A 17144-nucleotide genomic window follows, 5' to 3' on the forward strand; every position below is an offset into this window, starting at 1 on the left:
ACAGCGTCACCGTGTTCGTAACATTCTTAACAGGAAAAACACACTCTGAAAAATAATTGACAGACTCGCCCCGGCTGCTTCAACCTGAGCAGCAATGGAGCGCGCGCATGTCTGATCCTGCATTCTTTTTCCAGATAGATAACGCGGAAGGCAGCGGTGATGCGGTCATCGTGTGCGAGCATGCCTCGAACGATCTGACGGCTGCGGCCAATGCGCTTGGGCTGAGCGTCGATCAGCGCCAGGCCCATATCGCATGGGATCCCGGCGCGCTTGGCGTGGCGAAGGGGCTGTCCTCCGCGCTGGACGCGCCGCTGATCCACGCGACGGCTTCGCGCCTGATCTATGACCTGAACCGCCCCCCCGATTCACCAGGCGCGATGCCTGCGCGTAGCGAGGCATATGACATTCCCGGCAATCGCGATCTGACCCCCCGGCAGCGGCTGGAGCGGACCAGGGCGCATTACATTCCCTTTCATGCGGCGCTGTTTTCCCTGTTGGCCCGCAGGCTGGCCAGCGGCAGGCCGACCGCGCTGATTACCGTCCACAGCTTTACTCCCGTCTATTTCAGTACAAGGCGAGAGGTCGAATTCGGCATCATCCACGAGGCCGACGACAGGCTGGCACGAGCCATCCTGGCACGCGACGTCGGGCTTCTCACCCGCCTGAACGATCCCTACAGCGCCGCCGACGGCGTGACCCATACGCTGGCGCTGCATGCCACGCCCCTTGGGCTGGGCCATGCGATGCTGGAAATCCGCAACGACCTGATCGCGACGCCGGTGGCGCAGCAGGCCATGGCGAACCGTCTGGCCCCGGCGATCCGCGAAGCCGTGAAGGAGTGCCTGTGATGCCGAACTGGGCGATCTGCTATGTCAGGCGCATCGAAGCGCTGAACTACCGCCTTGGCCGCATCGTCATGTATCTGCTGTTCGTGATCATGGGCGTCCTGCTGTGGTCCTCGTTCACCAAGGTGATCAGGATGCCGTCGCTGTGGACGCTGGAGGTGGCGCAATTCACGCTGGTCGCCTATTACCTGCTGGGCGCACCCTATTCGATGCAACTGGGCGCGAATGTGCGGATGGACCTGCTCTATGCCCGGATGCCGGTGAAGCGGCAGGCGATCTGGGACATCTTCACCATCTTCTGCCTGTTGTTCTATCTGGGCGTGATGCTGTGGGGGGCGGTGGACAGCACCGCCTACAGCTTTCGGATAGGCGAGCGCGCGCCAAGCGCGTGGCGGCCTCCGTTATGGCCGATCAAGGTCGTCATCACGATCAGCTTTGCGCTTATGATCCTGCAAGCCATCGCCCATCTGATCCGCGACATCGCCATTCTTCGCAACGTCGACATTCCCCGCCCCTTTGTCGGCGAGGTCAACAGATGAGCCATGAGTGGATCGCCATCCTGATGTTCTCGACGATGCTTCTGATGATGATCACGGGGCAGCGGGTCTTCGGGGCCATCGGCTTCGTCGCCGTGGTGGCGGCGCTGCTCCTGTGGGGGCCGGGCGGCACCGACATGGGCTTTTCGGCGGTGATGAAAGTGATGCGGTGGAACGCGTTGCTGACGCTGCCGATGTTCGTCTTCATGGGCTATGTCATGTCGGAATCGCGGCTGGCCGACGACCTTTATCGGATGTTTCACGTCTGGTTCGGGCCGCTGCCGGGCGGGCTCGCCATCGGCACGGTGCTGTTGATGGTGATGATCTCGGCCATGAACGGGCTGTCGGTCGCCGGCATGGCCATCGGCGCCACCATCGCCCTGCCCGAGCTGGTCAAGCATCGCTATGACAAGCCGATGATCTCGGGCGTCATTCAGGCGGGGTCCAGCCTCGGCATCCTGATCCCGCCTTCCGTCGTTCTGGTGCTGTATTCGCTGATCGCGCGCCAGCCGGTCAGCCAGCTGTGGCTGGCGGGGATCGGGCCGGGGTTGCTGATGGCCGCGCTGTTCATCGCCTATATCCTGATCCGCACCTGGCTGAATCCGGCGCTGGCCCCCCCGATGCCGGCCGAGGAACGCGCGGCCATCACCTGGCCGCAACGGTTTCGGCTGTTGCGCGCGGGCATCCTGCCGATCATCATCTTCGCCGCCATGATGATCCCTTTCGTCAAGGGCTGGACCTCGCTGACCGAAAGCAGCGTCATCGGTGCCGTGTCGTCGGTGGTCGCCGCCGTCCTCAAGGGCCGCTTCACCCGGCACGTGTTCGAAATCGCGACCCGCCAGACGCTGGCGATCACCTGCATGTTCATGCTGATCATCATGGCCGCGCTCAGCTTCGGTGCGGTCTTCGACGGGCTGGGCGCGGGCCGCGCCATCGGGCGGCTGTTTCTGGGCGAGATGCATCTGACGCCCTTGCAGGTGCTGCTGATCATGCAGGCATCCTTCCTGATCCTGGGGATGTTCCTGGACGACACCGCGATGCTGGTGATCGTCGCGCCGATCTATGTCACCATGGCGCGCAGCCTCGGCTTCGATCTGGTGTGGTATGGCATCCTTTATACCATCACCTGCCAGATCGCCTACCTGACGCCCCCGTTCGGCTACAACCTGTTCCTGATGCGTGCGCTCGCGCCTCGGGATTTCACGCTTGGGGTGATCTATCGCTCGGTATTGCCTTTCGTGATGATCATGCTGCTGACGCTCGGGCTGGTCATTGCGTTCCCCGGCATCGCCATGTGGCTGCCCCAGTCGATCTATGGACAATGACAACCGGCAAGGAGGTAAAGACGATGAACACGACCAGACGAGAGCTCTTGACCAGCGGCGTCGCCGCGGCCGGGGTCGGCGCCCTTGCCGCCCCCGCCATCGCACAGGGCGCACCGCTGAAATGGCGGATGCAGACCTATGCGGGTGCGGCACTGGGCGAGCATGTCTGCAAGCCTGCGGTAGACGCCTTCAACAAGATCGCCAACGGCCAGATGGAGATCGAGCTTTACTATGCCGACCAGATCGTGCCCACGCCCGAGCTGTTCCGCGCGCTTCAGAACGGCACCATCGACGCGGTGCAGTCCGATGACGATAGCATGGCCTCGCCCACCGAGGTGACGGTCTTCGGCGGCTATTTCCCCTTTGCGCTGCGCTATTCTCTGGATGTGCCGGCGCTCTTCAACCACTATGGTCTGGACGAGATCTGGAAAGAGGAATACGCCAAGCACGGCATCCAGCATATCTCGGCAGGGTCTTGGGATCCTTGCAACTTCGCGACCAAGCAGCCGATCAACAGCCTGGCCGACCTTCAGGGCAAGCGCGTCTTTACCTTCCCGACGGCGGGACGGTTCCTCGCGCAATTCGGCGTCGTGCCCGTCACCTTGCCCTGGGAGGATATCGAGGTCGCGCTGCAGACGGGCGAGCTGGACGGCGTCGCCTGGTGCGGCATCACCGAGGACTATACCGTCGGCTGGGCCGAGGCGACGGGCCATTTCCTGACCAACAACATCTCGGGCGCATGGATCGGCCATTTCTTTGCCAACCAGCAGCGTTGGGACGAGGTGCCCGACCATCTGAAGGAACTGATGAAAGCCGTCTTCGACCAATCCCATTACTATCGCCAGCATTGGTATTGGGCGGGCGAGGCACGGCTTCGCGTCGGCGGCGACAAGATGCAACTGACGACGATTCCCGCCGAGGAATGGGCCACCGTCGAGGAGGCCGCCAAGAAATTCTGGGACGAGATCGCCGCGGAATCCGAGGTCAAGGCCCGCGTCGTCGCCCAGATCAAGGAATACAACGAAGCGATGGAGAAGGCAGGTCCACCCTATCGCTATTCGTGATCACTGCGACTGGGCGCATCCGCGATGGTGCGCCCTCCTTACCGGAGTCACCCATGCCTGCCAACCTTTCCTTGAAAAACCTCGAGCAGGCGGTCCAAGCCGGCGAAATCGACACCGTGATCGTCGCGTTGGTCGATATGCAGGGCCGTTTGATGGGCAAACGCTTCCACGCAGCCCATTTTCTCGAGAACCACGACGAGACGCATTGCTGCAACTATCTGCTGGCGACCGATCTGGAGATGAACACGGTGCCGGGCTATGCGGCGGCAAGCTGGGCGGCGGGCTACGGCGATTATGTGATGAAGCCGGACCTTTCGACCCTGCGCCGCCTGCCCTGGGCGGCGGGAACCGCGCTGTGCATGTGCGATCTCTACGACCACAAGACCCACGAACTGGTCCCCCACGCCCCGCGCAGCGTGTTGCGCCGGCAGGTCGAACGCGCGGCCGCCCTGGGTTTTCAGCCGATGATGGCGACCGAGCTTGAATTCTACCTGTTCGAGCAATCCTTCAAGCATCACTTCGACAGCGGCTATCGCTGCCTTGTCCCGACTGCGCGCCACAATGTCGACTATGCCCTCAGCGGCACCTTCGGTGAGGAACCCGTGATGCGGGATCTGCGCAACGGTCTTTACGGCGCCGGCATCCCGGTCGAGAATTCGAAGGGTGAAGCCAACGCCGGCCAGCACGAGATCAATGTCAGATATTCGGATGCGCTGGATACCTCGGACATGCATGTCGTGGTCAAGGCTGCGACCAAGGAGATCGCGAGCAGGCACGGCCTCTCGGCCACTTTCCTTGCGAAAGTCGCGCATGGCCAGGCAGGCTCGTCCAGCCATGTGCATCAATCCCTGTTCAGGGACGGCGAGAACGCCTTTTTCGACGAGAGTGCCGAACATGGCATGTCCGACCTGATGCGGCATTACATGGCGGGCCAACTGGAACATGCGCGCGCGCTGACCTTTTTTCTTGCCCCCTATGTCAACAGCTACAAGCGTTTCGTGACCGGCCTTTTCGCGCCGACGAATGCGATCTGGTCGGTGGACAACCGCACAGCAGGTTTCCGCGTTTGCGGCGACAACACCAGGGGCGTGCGCATCGAATGCCGGATCGGCGGATCGGACCTGAACCCCTATCTGGCCTGCGCCGCGCTGCTCGCCGCCGGGCTGGAGGGGATCGAGCGGAAACTGGCGCTGGAGCCGGAATTCACCGGCGACGCCTATGCGGCCCAGGATGCCCGGCAGGTGCCCAAGATCCTGCATGAGGCCGCCGATGCCCTGGATGGCTCGGCCATGTTGCGCGCGGCGATGGGCGATGGGGTCATCGATCACTATGTCCACGCCGCCCGCTGGGAAGTCGAGGAATTCAACCGCGCCGTCACCGATTGGGAACTGGCCCGCGGGTTCGAGCGCGCCTGACACGATCCGCCGGAACCTCCGCCAATACGAGGAAGAGATGAGCAAGACCATTGCCCTGATATCGCCCACCACCGGCAAGACCCTTGTCGAAAGGCAGACCCTGGGCATCGAGGACGCGCGCGCCGCCGTTGCCCGTGCCCGTGCCGCCCAGCCCGGATGGGCGGCGCTGCCGCTGGACGAGCGGGTCGCCCGCATCCGCGCCGGGATCGCGGCGCTGAACGCCATGAAGGACGCGATAGTGCCCGAACTGGCCGATCAGATGGGCCGCCCGATCCGCTACGGCGGTGAATTCGGCGGCGTCAACGAACGCGCCGACCATATGATGAAGATCGCGGCCCAGGCCCTTGCCCCGACCATGGTCGAAGACAGCGATCATTTCGCGCGTGAGATCCGGCGCGAGCCGGTGGGCGTGGTCTTTGTCATCGCGCCCTGGAACTATCCCTTCCTGACCGCCGTCAACACGGTCGTGCCCGCCCTGGTCGCCGGCAATGCCGTGGTCCTGAAACATGCGACCCAGACCCTGCTGGCGGGCGAGCGTCTGGCCGAGGCGCTGCATCGAGGCGGCGTTCCCGCCGACATCATGCAGAATGTCGTCTTGGACCACGAGACGACCGAGGCACTGATCGCCGGGCGCAGCTTCGGCTTCGTGAACTTCACGGGCTCGGTCGCCGGGGGGCGTGCGATCGAGCGGGCCGCCGCGGGGACCTTTACCGCGACCGGGCTGGAGCTGGGCGGCAAGGATCCCGGCTATGTCCGCGCCGATGCCGATCTGGATGCGGCGGTGGATGGGCTGATGGACGGCGCCATGTTCAACAGCGGCCAGTGCTGCTGCGGGATCGAGCGGATCTATGTCCACGAAAGCCTCTTTGACGCCTTCGTGGCCAAGGCCGCCGATTGGGTGAACGCGCAGAGGCTGGGCAATCCCCACGACCCGGATACGACGATGGGGCCGATGGCGCACCGGCGCTTTGCCGATCTGGTCCGCGCGCAGGTCGCCGAGGCCGTGGCGCAGGGGGCAAGGCCGCTGATCGACCCGGCGAACTTTCCCGCCGATGATGGTGGCGCCTATCTTGCGCCGCAGGTGCTGGTCGACGTGACCCACGACATGCGCGTGATGCGAGAGGAAAGCTTCGGCCCCGTCGTCGGCATCATGCCGGTTCGCGACGATGCCGAGGCGATCCGGCTGATGAACGATTGCGACTATGGGCTGACCGCCTCGATCTGGACCGCCGATGCCGATGCCGCCGCCCGGATCGGCAGCCGGCTTGAAACCGGCACCGTCTACATGAACCGCTGCGACTATCTGGACCCGGCGCTGTGCTGGACCGGCTGCAAGGACACCGGACGCGGCGCAGCGCTGTCGGGCCTTGGCTATCTGGCCGTGACGCGGCCGAAATCCTACCATCTGAAAAAGGTGACGAAATGACGCTTCGGGCGAACTGGTCCTATCCGACCACCATAAAATTCGGCGCGGGCCGCGTCACCGAACTGGCCGAGCATTGCAGGGCCGCGGGCATCGCGCGTCCCCTGCTTGTGACAGACAAGGCACTGGCGAGCCTGCCCATAGCCGCGCAGGCCCTGGATATTCTGGATGCCTCCGGCCTTGGCCGCGCGGTCTTTTCCGAGGTCGATCCGAACCCCCACGAGGGCAATATGGAGGCCGGCATCGCCGCCTACAAAGCCGGCGGACATGACGGCGTGATCTGCTTTGGCGGCGGCTCGGCGCTGGACCTGGGCAAGATGATCGCGCTGATGGCGGGCCAGACCGTATCCGTTTGGGACCTGGAGGACATCGGCGACTGGTGGACCCGCGCGGATGCCGGCAAGATCGCGCCCATCATTGCCGTGCCGACGACGGCGGGCACGGGCTCCGAGGTCGGGCGCGCCGGGGTCCTGACGAACTCGGCCACGCACAAGAAGAAGATCATCTTCCATCCCAAGCTGATGCCGGCCGTCACTGTCTGCGACCCCGAACTGACCGTGGGCATGCCGAAAGTCATCACCGCCGGCACCGGCATGGATGCCTTCGCCCATTGCCTCGAAGCGTTCTGCTCGCCCCATTACCACCCCATGTCGCAGGGCATCGCGCTTGAGGGGCTGCGGCTGGTGAACGAATACCTGCCCCGCGCCTATGCCACGCCCGACGACATCGAGGCCCGCGCGAACATGATGAGCGCCGCCGCCATGGGGGCCGTCGCCTTCCAGAAGGGGCTGGGCGCGATCCATAGCCTGAGCCATCCGGTCGGCGCGGTCTATGGCACCCATCACGGCACCACGAATGCGGTGGTCATGCCGATGGTACTGGACTTCAACCGACCGGCCATCGAGGACCGGCTTGCCCGCGCCGCCGACTATCTCGGCATCAAGGGCGGCTTCGACGGCTTTCGCGCGCGGGTGATCGAGCTGCGCAGCGAGCTTGCCATCCCCCAGAACCTGACCCGGTTGGGCGTCCAGTCCGAACGTCTGGACGAACTGACCGAGATGGCGCTGGAGGATCCGAGTTGCGGCGGAAACCCCGTCGAGATGACGCGCGAAAACACTCGCGCGCTGTTTGAAAGCTGCATGTGAATATATCGCGCGGCCCCGCGATCCTCCAGGAGCCGTGCCCGTCCCTGCCTTCGCAAACGCAGTCCCTGCGACGAAGCCGGGATCATCGCACGGTGCAGCTGCTTGGCTGCCCCGATGCGCTGTTGGCGAATGCTCGCCCCCGGATGCGCTGGCGGCGTTCTCTCGGACCGCTGTCACGGTTGGGAAGACGATTCCGGATGACAGATCAAGCCGGTATGTAAAATATTTACAAATCGCATATCCAGCCTGTCAATTTATTAACAAAATTTCCTTTATATATAAACGCTTAACATGGATGCGGCGATCGGTTTAACATCGTTCTCGAGCTTTCTTGCAGCGGCCCGACGTGGAGGCGTCGATATGGCGCCGCAGGGAAGGGGAAAAGATGCGATTGCTTATGAGGGGGAGCCATGTCCGTTGAAAATGTTGCGAAACATCCCATTCCGCCCGGCTTCGAGGATGCCCTGGTCCAGCCGGCCGATTACGCCCGCATGTATGCCGAATCGATCTCGGACCCCGACGGGTTCTGGGGGCGCGAGGGCAAGCGGCTGGACTGGATCCAGTCCTATACCAAGGTGAAGAACACCGATTTCACCATGGGCCAGGTCTCGGTCAAATGGTTCGAGGACGGCATCCTGAACGCCTCGGTCAACTGCGTCGACCGCCACCTGCCCAAGCGCGCGAACCAGACCGCGATCATCTTCGAGCCGGACGACCCCAACCAGCCGGCGCGCCACATCACCTATGCCGAACTGTCGGAAAAGGTGAACCGCTTTGCCAACGTCCTGCTGAGCCAGGGGGTGATGCGCGGCGACCGGGTGGTGATCTACATGCCGATGATCCCCGAGGCGGCCTATGCCATGCTGGCCTGCGCGCGGATCGGCGCCATCCATTCCATCGTCTTCGCCGGCTTCTCGCCCGACGCGCTGGCCAACCGCATCAACGATTCGGGCGCCAAGCTGGTCATCACCGCCGACACCGCGCCGCGCGGCGGCCGGCGCACGGCGCTGAAGTCGAACGCCGACGCGGCGCTTCTGCATTGCTCGGACCGGGTGCGCTGCCTGGTGGTCAAGCATACCGGCGACCAGACCAGCTGGATCGAGGGCCGCGACGTCGACGTGCTGAAGCTGATGGACGAGGTCAGCCCCGACTGCCCGCCGCGGCCGATGAATGCCGAGGATCCGCTGTTCATCCTCTACACCTCGGGTTCGACCGGCAAGCCCAAGGGCGTGGTCCATACCACCGGCGGCTACCTGCTGTTCGCCGCGATGTCGCATCAATACGTCTTCGACTACAAGGACGGCGACGTGTTCTGGTGCACGGCCGACGTGGGCTGGGTGACGGGGCACAGCTATATCGTCTACGGCCCGCTGGCCAACGGCGCCACCACGCTGATGTTCGAGGGCGTGCCGACCTGGCCCGATGCCGGCCGCTTCTGGGCCGTCTGCGACAAGCACAAGGTCAACCAGTTCTATACCGCGCCGACCGCCATCCGCTCGCTGATGGGGCAGGGGCCGGAATGGGTCGAGAAATACGACCTCTCCAGCCTGCGCGTGCTGGGCACGGTGGGCGAGCCGATCAACCCCGAGGCCTGGGTCTGGTATGACAAGCATGTCGGCAAGGGCCGTTGCCCGATCGTCGATACCTGGTGGCAGACCGAGACCGGCGGGCACATGATCACCTCGCTGCCCGGTGCCATCGAGGCCAAGCCGGGCTCGGCCACGCTGCCCTTCTTCGGCGTCAAGCCGGTGGTTCTGGACGCGCAGAGCGGCGTGCCGCAGGACGGCCATGGCGAAGAGATCGACGGCGTGCTGTGCATCGCCGACAGCTGGCCGGGGCAGATGCGCACCGTCTGGGGCGACCACCAGCGCTTCATGGAGACCTATTTCCAGCAATATCCGGGCTATTACTTCACCGGCGACGGCTGCCGGCGGGACAAGGACGGCTATTACTGGATCACCGGCCGGGTCGACGACGTCATCAACGTCTCGGGGCACCGCATGGGCACGGCCGAGGTGGAATCGGCCCTTGTCGCGCATGAGAAGGTGGCCGAGGCCGCGGTCGTGGGCTATCCGCACCCGCTGAAGGGGCAGGGCATCTATGCCTATGTCACGCTGATGAACGGGGTCGAGCCCAGCGACGAGCTGCGCGCCGAGCTGGAGAAATGGGTCCGCACCGAGATCGGCCCCATCGCCAAGCCCGACCTGATCCAATGGGCGCCGGGCCTGCCCAAGACGCGTTCGGGCAAGATCATGCGCCGCATCCTGCGCAAGATCGCCGAGGACGATTTCGGCGCGCTCGGCGACATCTCGACGCTGGCCGACCCCGGCGTCGTCGACGAACTGATCGAGAACCGGATGAACCGCGCCTGAACCCAGGCGCGGAACACGCTCCCGGCCCTTTTCGCCGGGAGAAACGGAGGAGCAAACACGTCGAAAAAGACGGAACGACATGTCTGAAAAAGGGAGGATTTTAAGGACATGAGTGACAGACAATCGTCAAACGCATACTGGCAGGCCAATCTCAAACTGATCTGGCTGTGCATGATCATCTGGGCCCTGGTGTCCTATGGCTTCGGGATCATCCTGCGGCCGATGGTGGCGGGCATATCGGTGGGAGGAACCGACCTGGGATTCTGGTTCGCGCAGCAAGGCTCGATCCTGGTCTTCATCGTGCTGATCTTCTTCTATGCCTGGCGCATGAACAAGCTCGATGCCGAACACGGCGTGGACGAGTGAGGAGCATCCCATGAGCCAATTTACCCTCAATCTCCTGGTCATCGGCGCGTCCTTCGCGCTTTACATCGGCATCGCGATCTGGGCCCGCGCCGGGTCCACGGCCGAATTCTATGCCGCCAACCGGGGCGTCAGCCCGGTCATGAACGGCATGGCCACGGCGGCCGACTGGATGTCCGCCGCCTCGTTCATCTCGATGGCGGGCCTCATCGCCTTCACCGGCTATGACAACTCGACCTATCTGATGGGCTGGACCGGCGGCTATGTGCTGCTGGCGATGCTGCTTGCGCCCTATCTGCGCAAGTTCGGCAAGTTCACGGTGCCGGAATTCATCGGCGACCGCTTCTATTCGGGCACGGCGCGGATCATCGGCGTGATCTGCCTGCTGATCATCTCGATCACCTATGTGATCGGCCAGATGACCGGCGTCGGCGTGACCTTTTCGCGCTATCTGGAAGTGTCCAGCTCGACCGGGCTGTGGATCGGCGCGGCGCTGGTCTTTGTCTATGCCGTGTTGGGCGGGATGAAGGGCATCACCTATACCCAGGTGGCGCAGTATATCGTGCTGATCATTGCCTATACCATCCCGGCGGTGTTCATCGCGCTGCAACTGACCGGCCATGTGCTGCCGCAGACCGGGCTGTTCGGCACGCTGAACGCATCGGACACCAAGTTCCTGGCGACACTGGACCAGGTGGTTACCGATCTGGGCTTCCGCTCCTATACCGGCCATCACCAGTCGACGCTGGACATGGTGCTGTTCACCATGGCGCTGATGATCGGCACCGCGGGCCTGCCGCATGTCATCATCCGCTTCTTCACCGTGCCGAAGGTGGCCGATGCGCGCAAGTCGGCGGGCTGGGCGCTGGTCTTCATCGCGCTGCTCTATACCGTCGCTCCGGCGGTCGGCTCGATGTCGCGCTTCAACCTGACCGCGACCATGTGGCCGGGCGCCGAGGCAGGCCAGACCTTCAGCCAGCCGGCCGTGTCGCTGAGCGACATCGAGACCCGCGAGGACCTGAACTGGATGCGCAACTGGCAGCTGACCGGGCTGCTGAACTGGGAGGACAAGAACGGGGACGGCCTGATCCAGTATTACAACGAGGCCGGGGCCGCCAATGCACCGGTAGCGGCGATCGTCGCCGAGCAGGGCCTGGTGGGTAACGAACTGACCACCGTGAACAACGACATCATGGTTCTGGCCAACCCGGAGATCGCCAACCTGCCGGGCTGGGTCATCGCCATCGTCGCCGCCGGCGGCCTGGCGGCGGCGCTGTCCACCGCGGCGGGCCTGCTTCTGGCGATCTCGGGCGCGGTCAGCCACGACCTGATCAAGGGCGCGATCAACCCCGGCATCAGCGAGAAGGGAGAGCTGCTTGCCGCCCGCATCTCGATGGGGGTGTCGATCCTGGTGGCGACGATCCTGGGGCTGAACCCGCCCGGCTTTGCCGCGCAGACGGTGGCTTTGGCATTCGGCCTGGCCGCAAGCTCGATCTTCCCGGTGCTGATGCTGGGCATCTTCTCGACGCGAATGAACAAGGAAGGCGCGATGGCGGGGATGCTGGCCGGGGTCATCTCGACGCTGGTCTATATCTTCACCTACAAGGGCTGGTTCTTCATCTCGGGTACCAACATGCTGCCGGACACGGCCGATGCGTGGCTGTTCGGCATCTCGCCGGCCTCGTTCGGGACCGTCGGCGCGCTGATCAACTTCGCGGTGGCCTATCTGGTGTCCAGCGTCACCAGGGAGCCGCCTGTCGAGGTGCGTGAGCTGGTCGAGTCGATCCGCGTCCCGCGCGGCGCCGGCGCGGCGCAGGCCCACTGACGAACAGTCGCGTCCCTTCGTGGGGGCGCGACCTTTCCGCCAATCGGCAGGGCAGAACCATGACCGACATCGCTGCATTCATCGCCTCGGTTCATCCCTATGACAGCCTGCCGCAGGACGAGCTGGAGCGGGCCGCGGCGTCGTTCAAGCGCAGGACCTATCCGGCCGGCAGCGTGATCTATCGCCACGGCGACAGGCTGGCGGGGGTTTACCTGATCGAGAGCGGTTTGGTCCGGGTCTCGGATGCCGTGGGAGATTCCGTTTCCGAACTGATGACGCGCAACTCCTTTGGCGAAAGGGGACTGCTGCGCGACGGGGTGGCGGTTACCACGGCGACGGCCATCGAGGATTCGACCGTGCTGATGCTGCCCCGTGCCGAGCTGATGCGGCTGATCGGCAGCCATCGCGCGGTGGCGCGCTTCTTCGACCGCGGCGGCTTGCCCGGCAATCGAGAAGGCGATCTGGCCCTGCTGAAGGTCGGCGACCTGATCGGGCGGCAGGCGCCGCTGACCTGCACCCCCCAGACCCCTGCCATCGAGGCCGCCCGCGCCATGTGCGACGCCCGCGTCAGCAGCATCGGCGTCCTGGACGGGGATCGGCTGGTCGGGCTGGTCACGATCCGCGACATGTCGAACCGCATCGTCGCCGAAGGGCGCGACGGAAACGTGCCCGTCGCGCAAGTGATGACGCCCGAGCCGATCACGCTGTCGCCCTCGGAACTGGGCTATGACGTGCTGAACATCATGCTCGAGCGCCGCATCGGCCATCTGCCGGTGGTCGAGAAGGGCCGCTTCGTCGGCATGGTCAGCCAGACCGACCTGACGCGGGTGCTGGCGATCTCGGCCTCGGCGCTGATCCGCGATATCGCGCAAGCGGCGGATGTCGCCGAGATGGCGGTGGCGACCGGCCGCATTCCCGCGCTGCTGGTGCAACTGGTCAACGGCCATCACCGGCACGAAACCATCACCCGGATGATTACCGACATCGCCGATGCGGTGACCCGCCGCCTGCTGGTCATGGCCGAGGCGCGGCTGGGTCCGCCGCCCGGCCCCTGGCTATGGGCGGCCTGCGGCAGCCAGGGGCGGCAGGAACAGACCGGCTTGTCGGATCAGGACAATTGCCTGATCCTCGGCGACGATTGCGACTCGGACGATCCGTGGTTCGCCGAGCTTGCGCGCTTTGTCTGCGACGGGCTGAACGCATGCGGCTATGTCTATTGTCCGGGCGAAATGATGGCCATCACCCCGCGCTGGCGCCAGCCGCGCAGGGTCTGGCGCGGCTATTTCCACGACTGGATCGCCCATCCCAGCCCCGAGGCGCAAATGCTGGCCTCGGTCATGTTCGACCTGCGCGCCATCGGCGGCAATGCCGCGCTGCTGGACGGGCTTCAGGCGGAAACCCTGCACATGGCGGCGAAGAATTCGATCTTCGTGGCGCATATGATCTCGAATGCGATGAAACACCGCCCGCCCTTGGGGTTGATCGGCGGCTTCGCGACCGCGCGCACGGGCGAGCATCGCCACCATATCGACATGAAACTCAATGGCGTCGTGCCCGTGGCGGATCTCGCGCGGATCTATGCGTTGCAGGGGCAGCTGACCCCCGTCAACACCAGGGCACGGCTGGTCGAGGCGCAGGCGGCGGGCGTCATCTCGGGTAGCGGCGCGCGCGACTTGATCGCGGCCTATGACCTGATCCAGACCACGCGGTTGGAAAACCAGGCCGCGCAGATCCGCGGGGGCGAACGGCCGGGGAACCACCTGTCCCCCGCCGCGCTGCCCGACTTTCAACGCAGCCACCTGCGCGACGCCTTCGTGGTGGTGCGGGGGATGCAATCGGCGCTAGGCCACGGCAAGGGGATGTTGGGATGAGGGGCGTATGACCGGGATAGGGGTCGAACTGCTGGGCGTGATCGCGGTCGGCGTGGGCGCGGCGGCGCTGCTTTATGCCGGAATGCACCTGTTGCGCAAGCTGGGGTGGGCGCCGGCGCGCTGGCTGCTGCCGGCGGGCATCGGCCTTGCTATGGTCGTTTATGCGGTCTGGAACGACTACGCTTGGTATGACCGCGCGGTCGCCCGGCTGCCCGCGGACGCGCAGATCCTGCTGGTGGGCCGCGACAGTCAGCTCTGGGCGCCCTGGACCTATCTGGCACCGGTCGTGATCCGCTTTGCCGCCCTTGATCCGGCCGGCATCTCGGAGACCGCCGAGGGCATCCGCCGGGCCGGGATCACGCTGGTCGAGCGGCGTGGCCCTACGTTGGTCGTGCCGCAGGAATTCGATTGCGCGAAGGGGCTGGTCCGGCCGGCGCGCGGCGCATGGTCGCCCCCCAGCCCATCGGACCCGGCCTATTCCGTCGTCTGCGGGGGAGGAGGCTGATGGCAGATATCCTTGTGGTCGAGGATGAGGACAATATCGCTACCGCCCTGGATTTCCTGCTGTCGCGCGACGGCCACAAGCACCGCCGCATGGCCACGGGTGCCGGCGCGGTCGAGGATATCCGGGCCAATCGTCCCGATCTGGTGCTGCTGGACGTGATGCTGCCCGACGTCTCGGGCTATCAGATCGTGCAGGATGTGCGCGCCGATCCGGCGCTGAACGACGTGCGGGTGCTTTTGATGACCGCACGCGGCTCGGTCGTGGAACGCCGCAAGGGGCTGGCGCTGGGGGCGGACGGCTTCATCGCCAAGCCCTTCGAGCTGTCGGAGCTGCGCGCGGAACTGGCGCGGCTGCTGGGGGGACGATGCTGACGCAGCTGTCGCTGAGGGCTCGGGTTCTGCTGATCTTTTCCGGGCTTGCGGGCGCCGTCCTCGCGATCTTGGCGGCGGCGCTGTGGGTGGCGGGGACAAGCCTTACGGGCCGGGGCGTCCCGGTCCAGGCGATGCTGGACGCGCTGGCGCTTGCGGCGCTGATCGCGGGGTTCGGCGCGTTGGGGATGATCGTCTGGATCTGGTTCCTGTTCGACCGCAACGTGGCCCGCCCGATCGAACTGCTGGCCGGGGGCTTGCGCACCGGCCAGACCCCCGAGATCGAGGAGGCCCGCTATCTTGCCGATCTGGGCCCCGCCGCGCGCGACGCCGCCGAGGCGCGGGCGCGTTCGGCCGAGGCGCTGGCCGATGCGGTCGCCGAACATGCCGCCGACCTGCAACGCGAGAAGGAGACGCTGGAATCCATCCTTGCCGATATCGGTGCCGGCGCGGTGATGACCGATCCGGCCGGACGGGTGATGTTTTACAACGCCTCCGCCGCGCATCTCTTGCCGGGCATCGCGCTGGACCGCCCCATCGAGCGCCATCTGCCCGGCGGCGCGTTGGAGGCCGGGGCGGCGCGTCTGGCGGCGGGGGCGGCGGCGACGGACCTGACCTGCCTGACCTCGGCCGGGCAGCGGCTGTGGGGGCGCATGCGACGGGTCGATGGCGGCACGCTGCTGATCCTGAACGACCGTCCGCCGCAGCATCCCGCGCCGCGCGACCTGCTGGAGACTCTGCGCCGCCATGCCGCGACCCTGGTGCCGATGCTGGGTGCGTTGGAGGGACCGATCCCGCCCGCGCTGGCGCAGGCGATCCAGAGCGAGGGGCAGGGATTGGCCAATGTCCTGCGCGCACTGACCGAGGCGATGAGCGGTGACGCCCCGCGCGGAGGGGCTGGGCTGAACGAACTGGCCGCCGGGCTGGACCTGGCGCCCGACCAGCCTCGGCTGGTGCTGCTGGCTGACGCGGCCGGCGTGAACGGGCTGCTGCGCCATCTGGACCGCCGCCTGCGCGAGCAGGGTGCGGCCCCCCGCCTTGCCGCCGAGGCCGAGGCCGGGGCCGAGGCGTCCGAGGCGCGGCTCTTGCTGCTCTGGACCGGGGCGGCGCTGCCCATGGACCGGCTGGAGGCCTGGCTGGCCGAACCGCCCGATCCGGCGCAGCCCGAACTGACCGGGCACGAGATCCTGGCCGCGCATGCCACCGGCATCTGGACCGAAGCGCGGGACGGTCAGGCGCGGCTGGTTCTGCCACTGCCGATCGCGCCGGGCCGGCCGGACAGCGCCGGGCTGACCTATGACTTCGCCCTGTCGCGGCGCGGCGCGGCCTCGTCGCGGCTGGCCGATCTGACCTGCGTGGTCTTCGACACCGAGACGACCGGGCTTGACCCCGCCGCTGACCGCATCGTGCAGATCGCCGGGCTGCGCATCGCCCGCGGCCGCCTGACCGGCGAGCGTTTCGACACGCTGGTTGATCCCGGCCGGCCGATCCCGCCTGCCTCGACCGCCGTGCATGGCATCACGGATGCGATGGTGGCCGGTGCCCCTGACATGACCGCAGCGCTGACCGCCTTTCACCATTTCGCCGAGGATACGGTGCTGGTCGCCCATAATGCGCCCTTCGACATGGGCTTCCTGCGCCGCGCCTTGCCCGAGACCGGGGCGCATTTCGACAATCAGGTGCTGGATACGGTGCAGCTTTCGGCGATGCTCTGGGGCCAGTCGGCGCCGCATTCGCTGGATGCGCTGACCGAGCGGCTTGGCATCATAATCCCGCCCGAGGCGCGCCACACCGCCATGGGCGACGCCCGCGCAACGGCCGAGGCCTATTTGCGGCTGATCGCGGCACTGGAGGCCAAGGGGCTGGAACGATTCGAGGACATACTGGCCGAGGCTCGCCGCCACCGCCGCCTGATCGACAACGCCAACAAGCCGGCAGGCGAGACCGCCTCCGACCCTGGGCCGGGGGCAGGCTGACCGCCCGACCTTCTGCGCGGCCATGGGGCGGATCGAATATCCGCCAGCCGGCAATTCCGCCGGCCGGCGCCGTCGGAACGGATAGGCCTGCCCGCCCGTTCCGATGCGGCG

General features: G+C 65.7%; 14 protein-coding genes. All 14 read left to right on the forward strand.

Annotated elements, in window-relative coordinates:
• The first annotated feature begins 107 nt into the window (after positions 1 to 107).
• The 14 genes from E3U26_RS00215 to E3U26_RS00280 all read left to right on the forward strand — a co-directional run bounded on the left by E3U26_RS00215 (position 108) and on the right by E3U26_RS00280 (position 17033).
• Positions 108 to 848 carry an N-formylglutamate amidohydrolase gene (locus E3U26_RS00215; RefSeq protein ID WP_036760999.1) on the forward strand — a complete coding sequence of 247 codons (741 nt, stop codon included), beginning with the start codon at positions 108 to 110 and terminating at the stop codon, positions 846 to 848.
• A complete protein-coding gene (locus tag E3U26_RS00220; RefSeq protein WP_036761001.1) occupies positions 848 to 1384 on the forward strand; it encodes a TRAP transporter small permease subunit in 537 nt (178 codons plus the stop codon). Before E3U26_RS00215 ends, E3U26_RS00220 begins: the two co-directional genes overlap by 1 nt.
• Positions 1381 to 2706 carry a TRAP transporter large permease gene (locus E3U26_RS00225; protein ID WP_036761004.1) on the forward strand — a complete coding sequence of 442 codons (1326 nt, stop codon included), beginning with the start codon at positions 1381 to 1383 and terminating at the stop codon, positions 2704 to 2706. The genes E3U26_RS00220 and E3U26_RS00225 overlap by 4 nt, the downstream gene beginning before the upstream one ends.
• Before the next feature lie 23 nt (positions 2707 to 2729).
• Entirely contained in the window at positions 2730 to 3770 is a 1041-nt protein-coding gene (locus tag E3U26_RS00230; protein ID WP_036761014.1) for a TRAP transporter substrate-binding protein, read from the forward strand.
• Between the two features lie 53 nt (positions 3771 to 3823).
• Positions 3824 to 5185: a glutamine synthetase family protein gene (locus E3U26_RS00235; RefSeq protein ID WP_499105806.1), complete on the forward strand. Its 1362-nt coding sequence runs from the start codon at positions 3824 to 3826 to the stop codon at positions 5183 to 5185.
• Between the two features lie 37 nt (positions 5186 to 5222).
• Positions 5223 to 6611: an aldehyde dehydrogenase family protein gene (locus E3U26_RS00240; RefSeq protein WP_499105071.1), complete on the forward strand. Its 1389-nt coding sequence runs from the start codon at positions 5223 to 5225 to the stop codon at positions 6609 to 6611.
• A complete protein-coding gene (locus E3U26_RS00245; protein WP_036761013.1) occupies positions 6608 to 7753 on the forward strand; it encodes an iron-containing alcohol dehydrogenase in 1146 nt (381 codons plus the stop codon). The genes E3U26_RS00240 and E3U26_RS00245 overlap by 4 nt, the downstream gene beginning before the upstream one ends.
• A 410-nt stretch (positions 7754 to 8163) precedes the next feature.
• Entirely contained in the window at positions 8164 to 10125 is a 1962-nt protein-coding gene (gene acs / locus E3U26_RS00250; protein ID WP_499105073.1) for an acetate--CoA ligase, read from the forward strand.
• A 108-nt stretch (positions 10126 to 10233) separates the two neighbouring features.
• On the forward strand, positions 10234 to 10491 hold the full coding sequence (locus tag E3U26_RS00255) for a DUF4212 domain-containing protein (RefSeq protein ID WP_036760348.1): 258 nt from the start codon (positions 10234 to 10236) through the stop codon (positions 10489 to 10491).
• A gap of 10 nt (positions 10492 to 10501) precedes the next feature.
• Positions 10502 to 12313: a sodium:solute symporter family protein gene (locus tag E3U26_RS00260; protein WP_036760346.1), complete on the forward strand. Its 1812-nt coding sequence runs from the start codon at positions 10502 to 10504 to the stop codon at positions 12311 to 12313.
• Positions 12314 to 12372: 59 nt separating this feature from the next.
• Entirely contained in the window at positions 12373 to 14184 is a 1812-nt protein-coding gene (locus tag E3U26_RS00265; protein ID WP_499105075.1) for a DUF294 nucleotidyltransferase-like/CBS domain-containing protein, read from the forward strand.
• Positions 14185 to 14191: 7 nt separating this feature from the next.
• Positions 14192 to 14689 (forward strand): hypothetical protein, encoded by a 498-nt coding sequence (locus E3U26_RS00270; RefSeq protein WP_499105076.1) that lies wholly within the window; start codon positions 14192 to 14194, stop codon positions 14687 to 14689.
• Positions 14689 to 15060 (forward strand): response regulator transcription factor, encoded by a 372-nt coding sequence (locus E3U26_RS00275; RefSeq protein ID WP_499105077.1) that lies wholly within the window; start codon positions 14689 to 14691, stop codon positions 15058 to 15060. The genes E3U26_RS00270 and E3U26_RS00275 overlap by 1 nt, the downstream gene beginning before the upstream one ends.
• On the forward strand, positions 15054 to 17033 hold the full coding sequence (locus tag E3U26_RS00280) for a 3'-5' exonuclease (protein WP_499105079.1): 1980 nt from the start codon (positions 15054 to 15056) through the stop codon (positions 17031 to 17033). Before E3U26_RS00275 ends, E3U26_RS00280 begins: the two co-directional genes overlap by 7 nt.
• The last annotated feature ends 111 nt before the right edge of the window (positions 17034 to 17144 follow it).

It is taken from the genome of Paracoccus ferrooxidans, assembly GCF_029909815.1.
In the GTDB taxonomy this organism is placed as follows: Bacteria; Pseudomonadota; Alphaproteobacteria; order Rhodobacterales; family Rhodobacteraceae; genus Paracoccus; species Paracoccus versutus.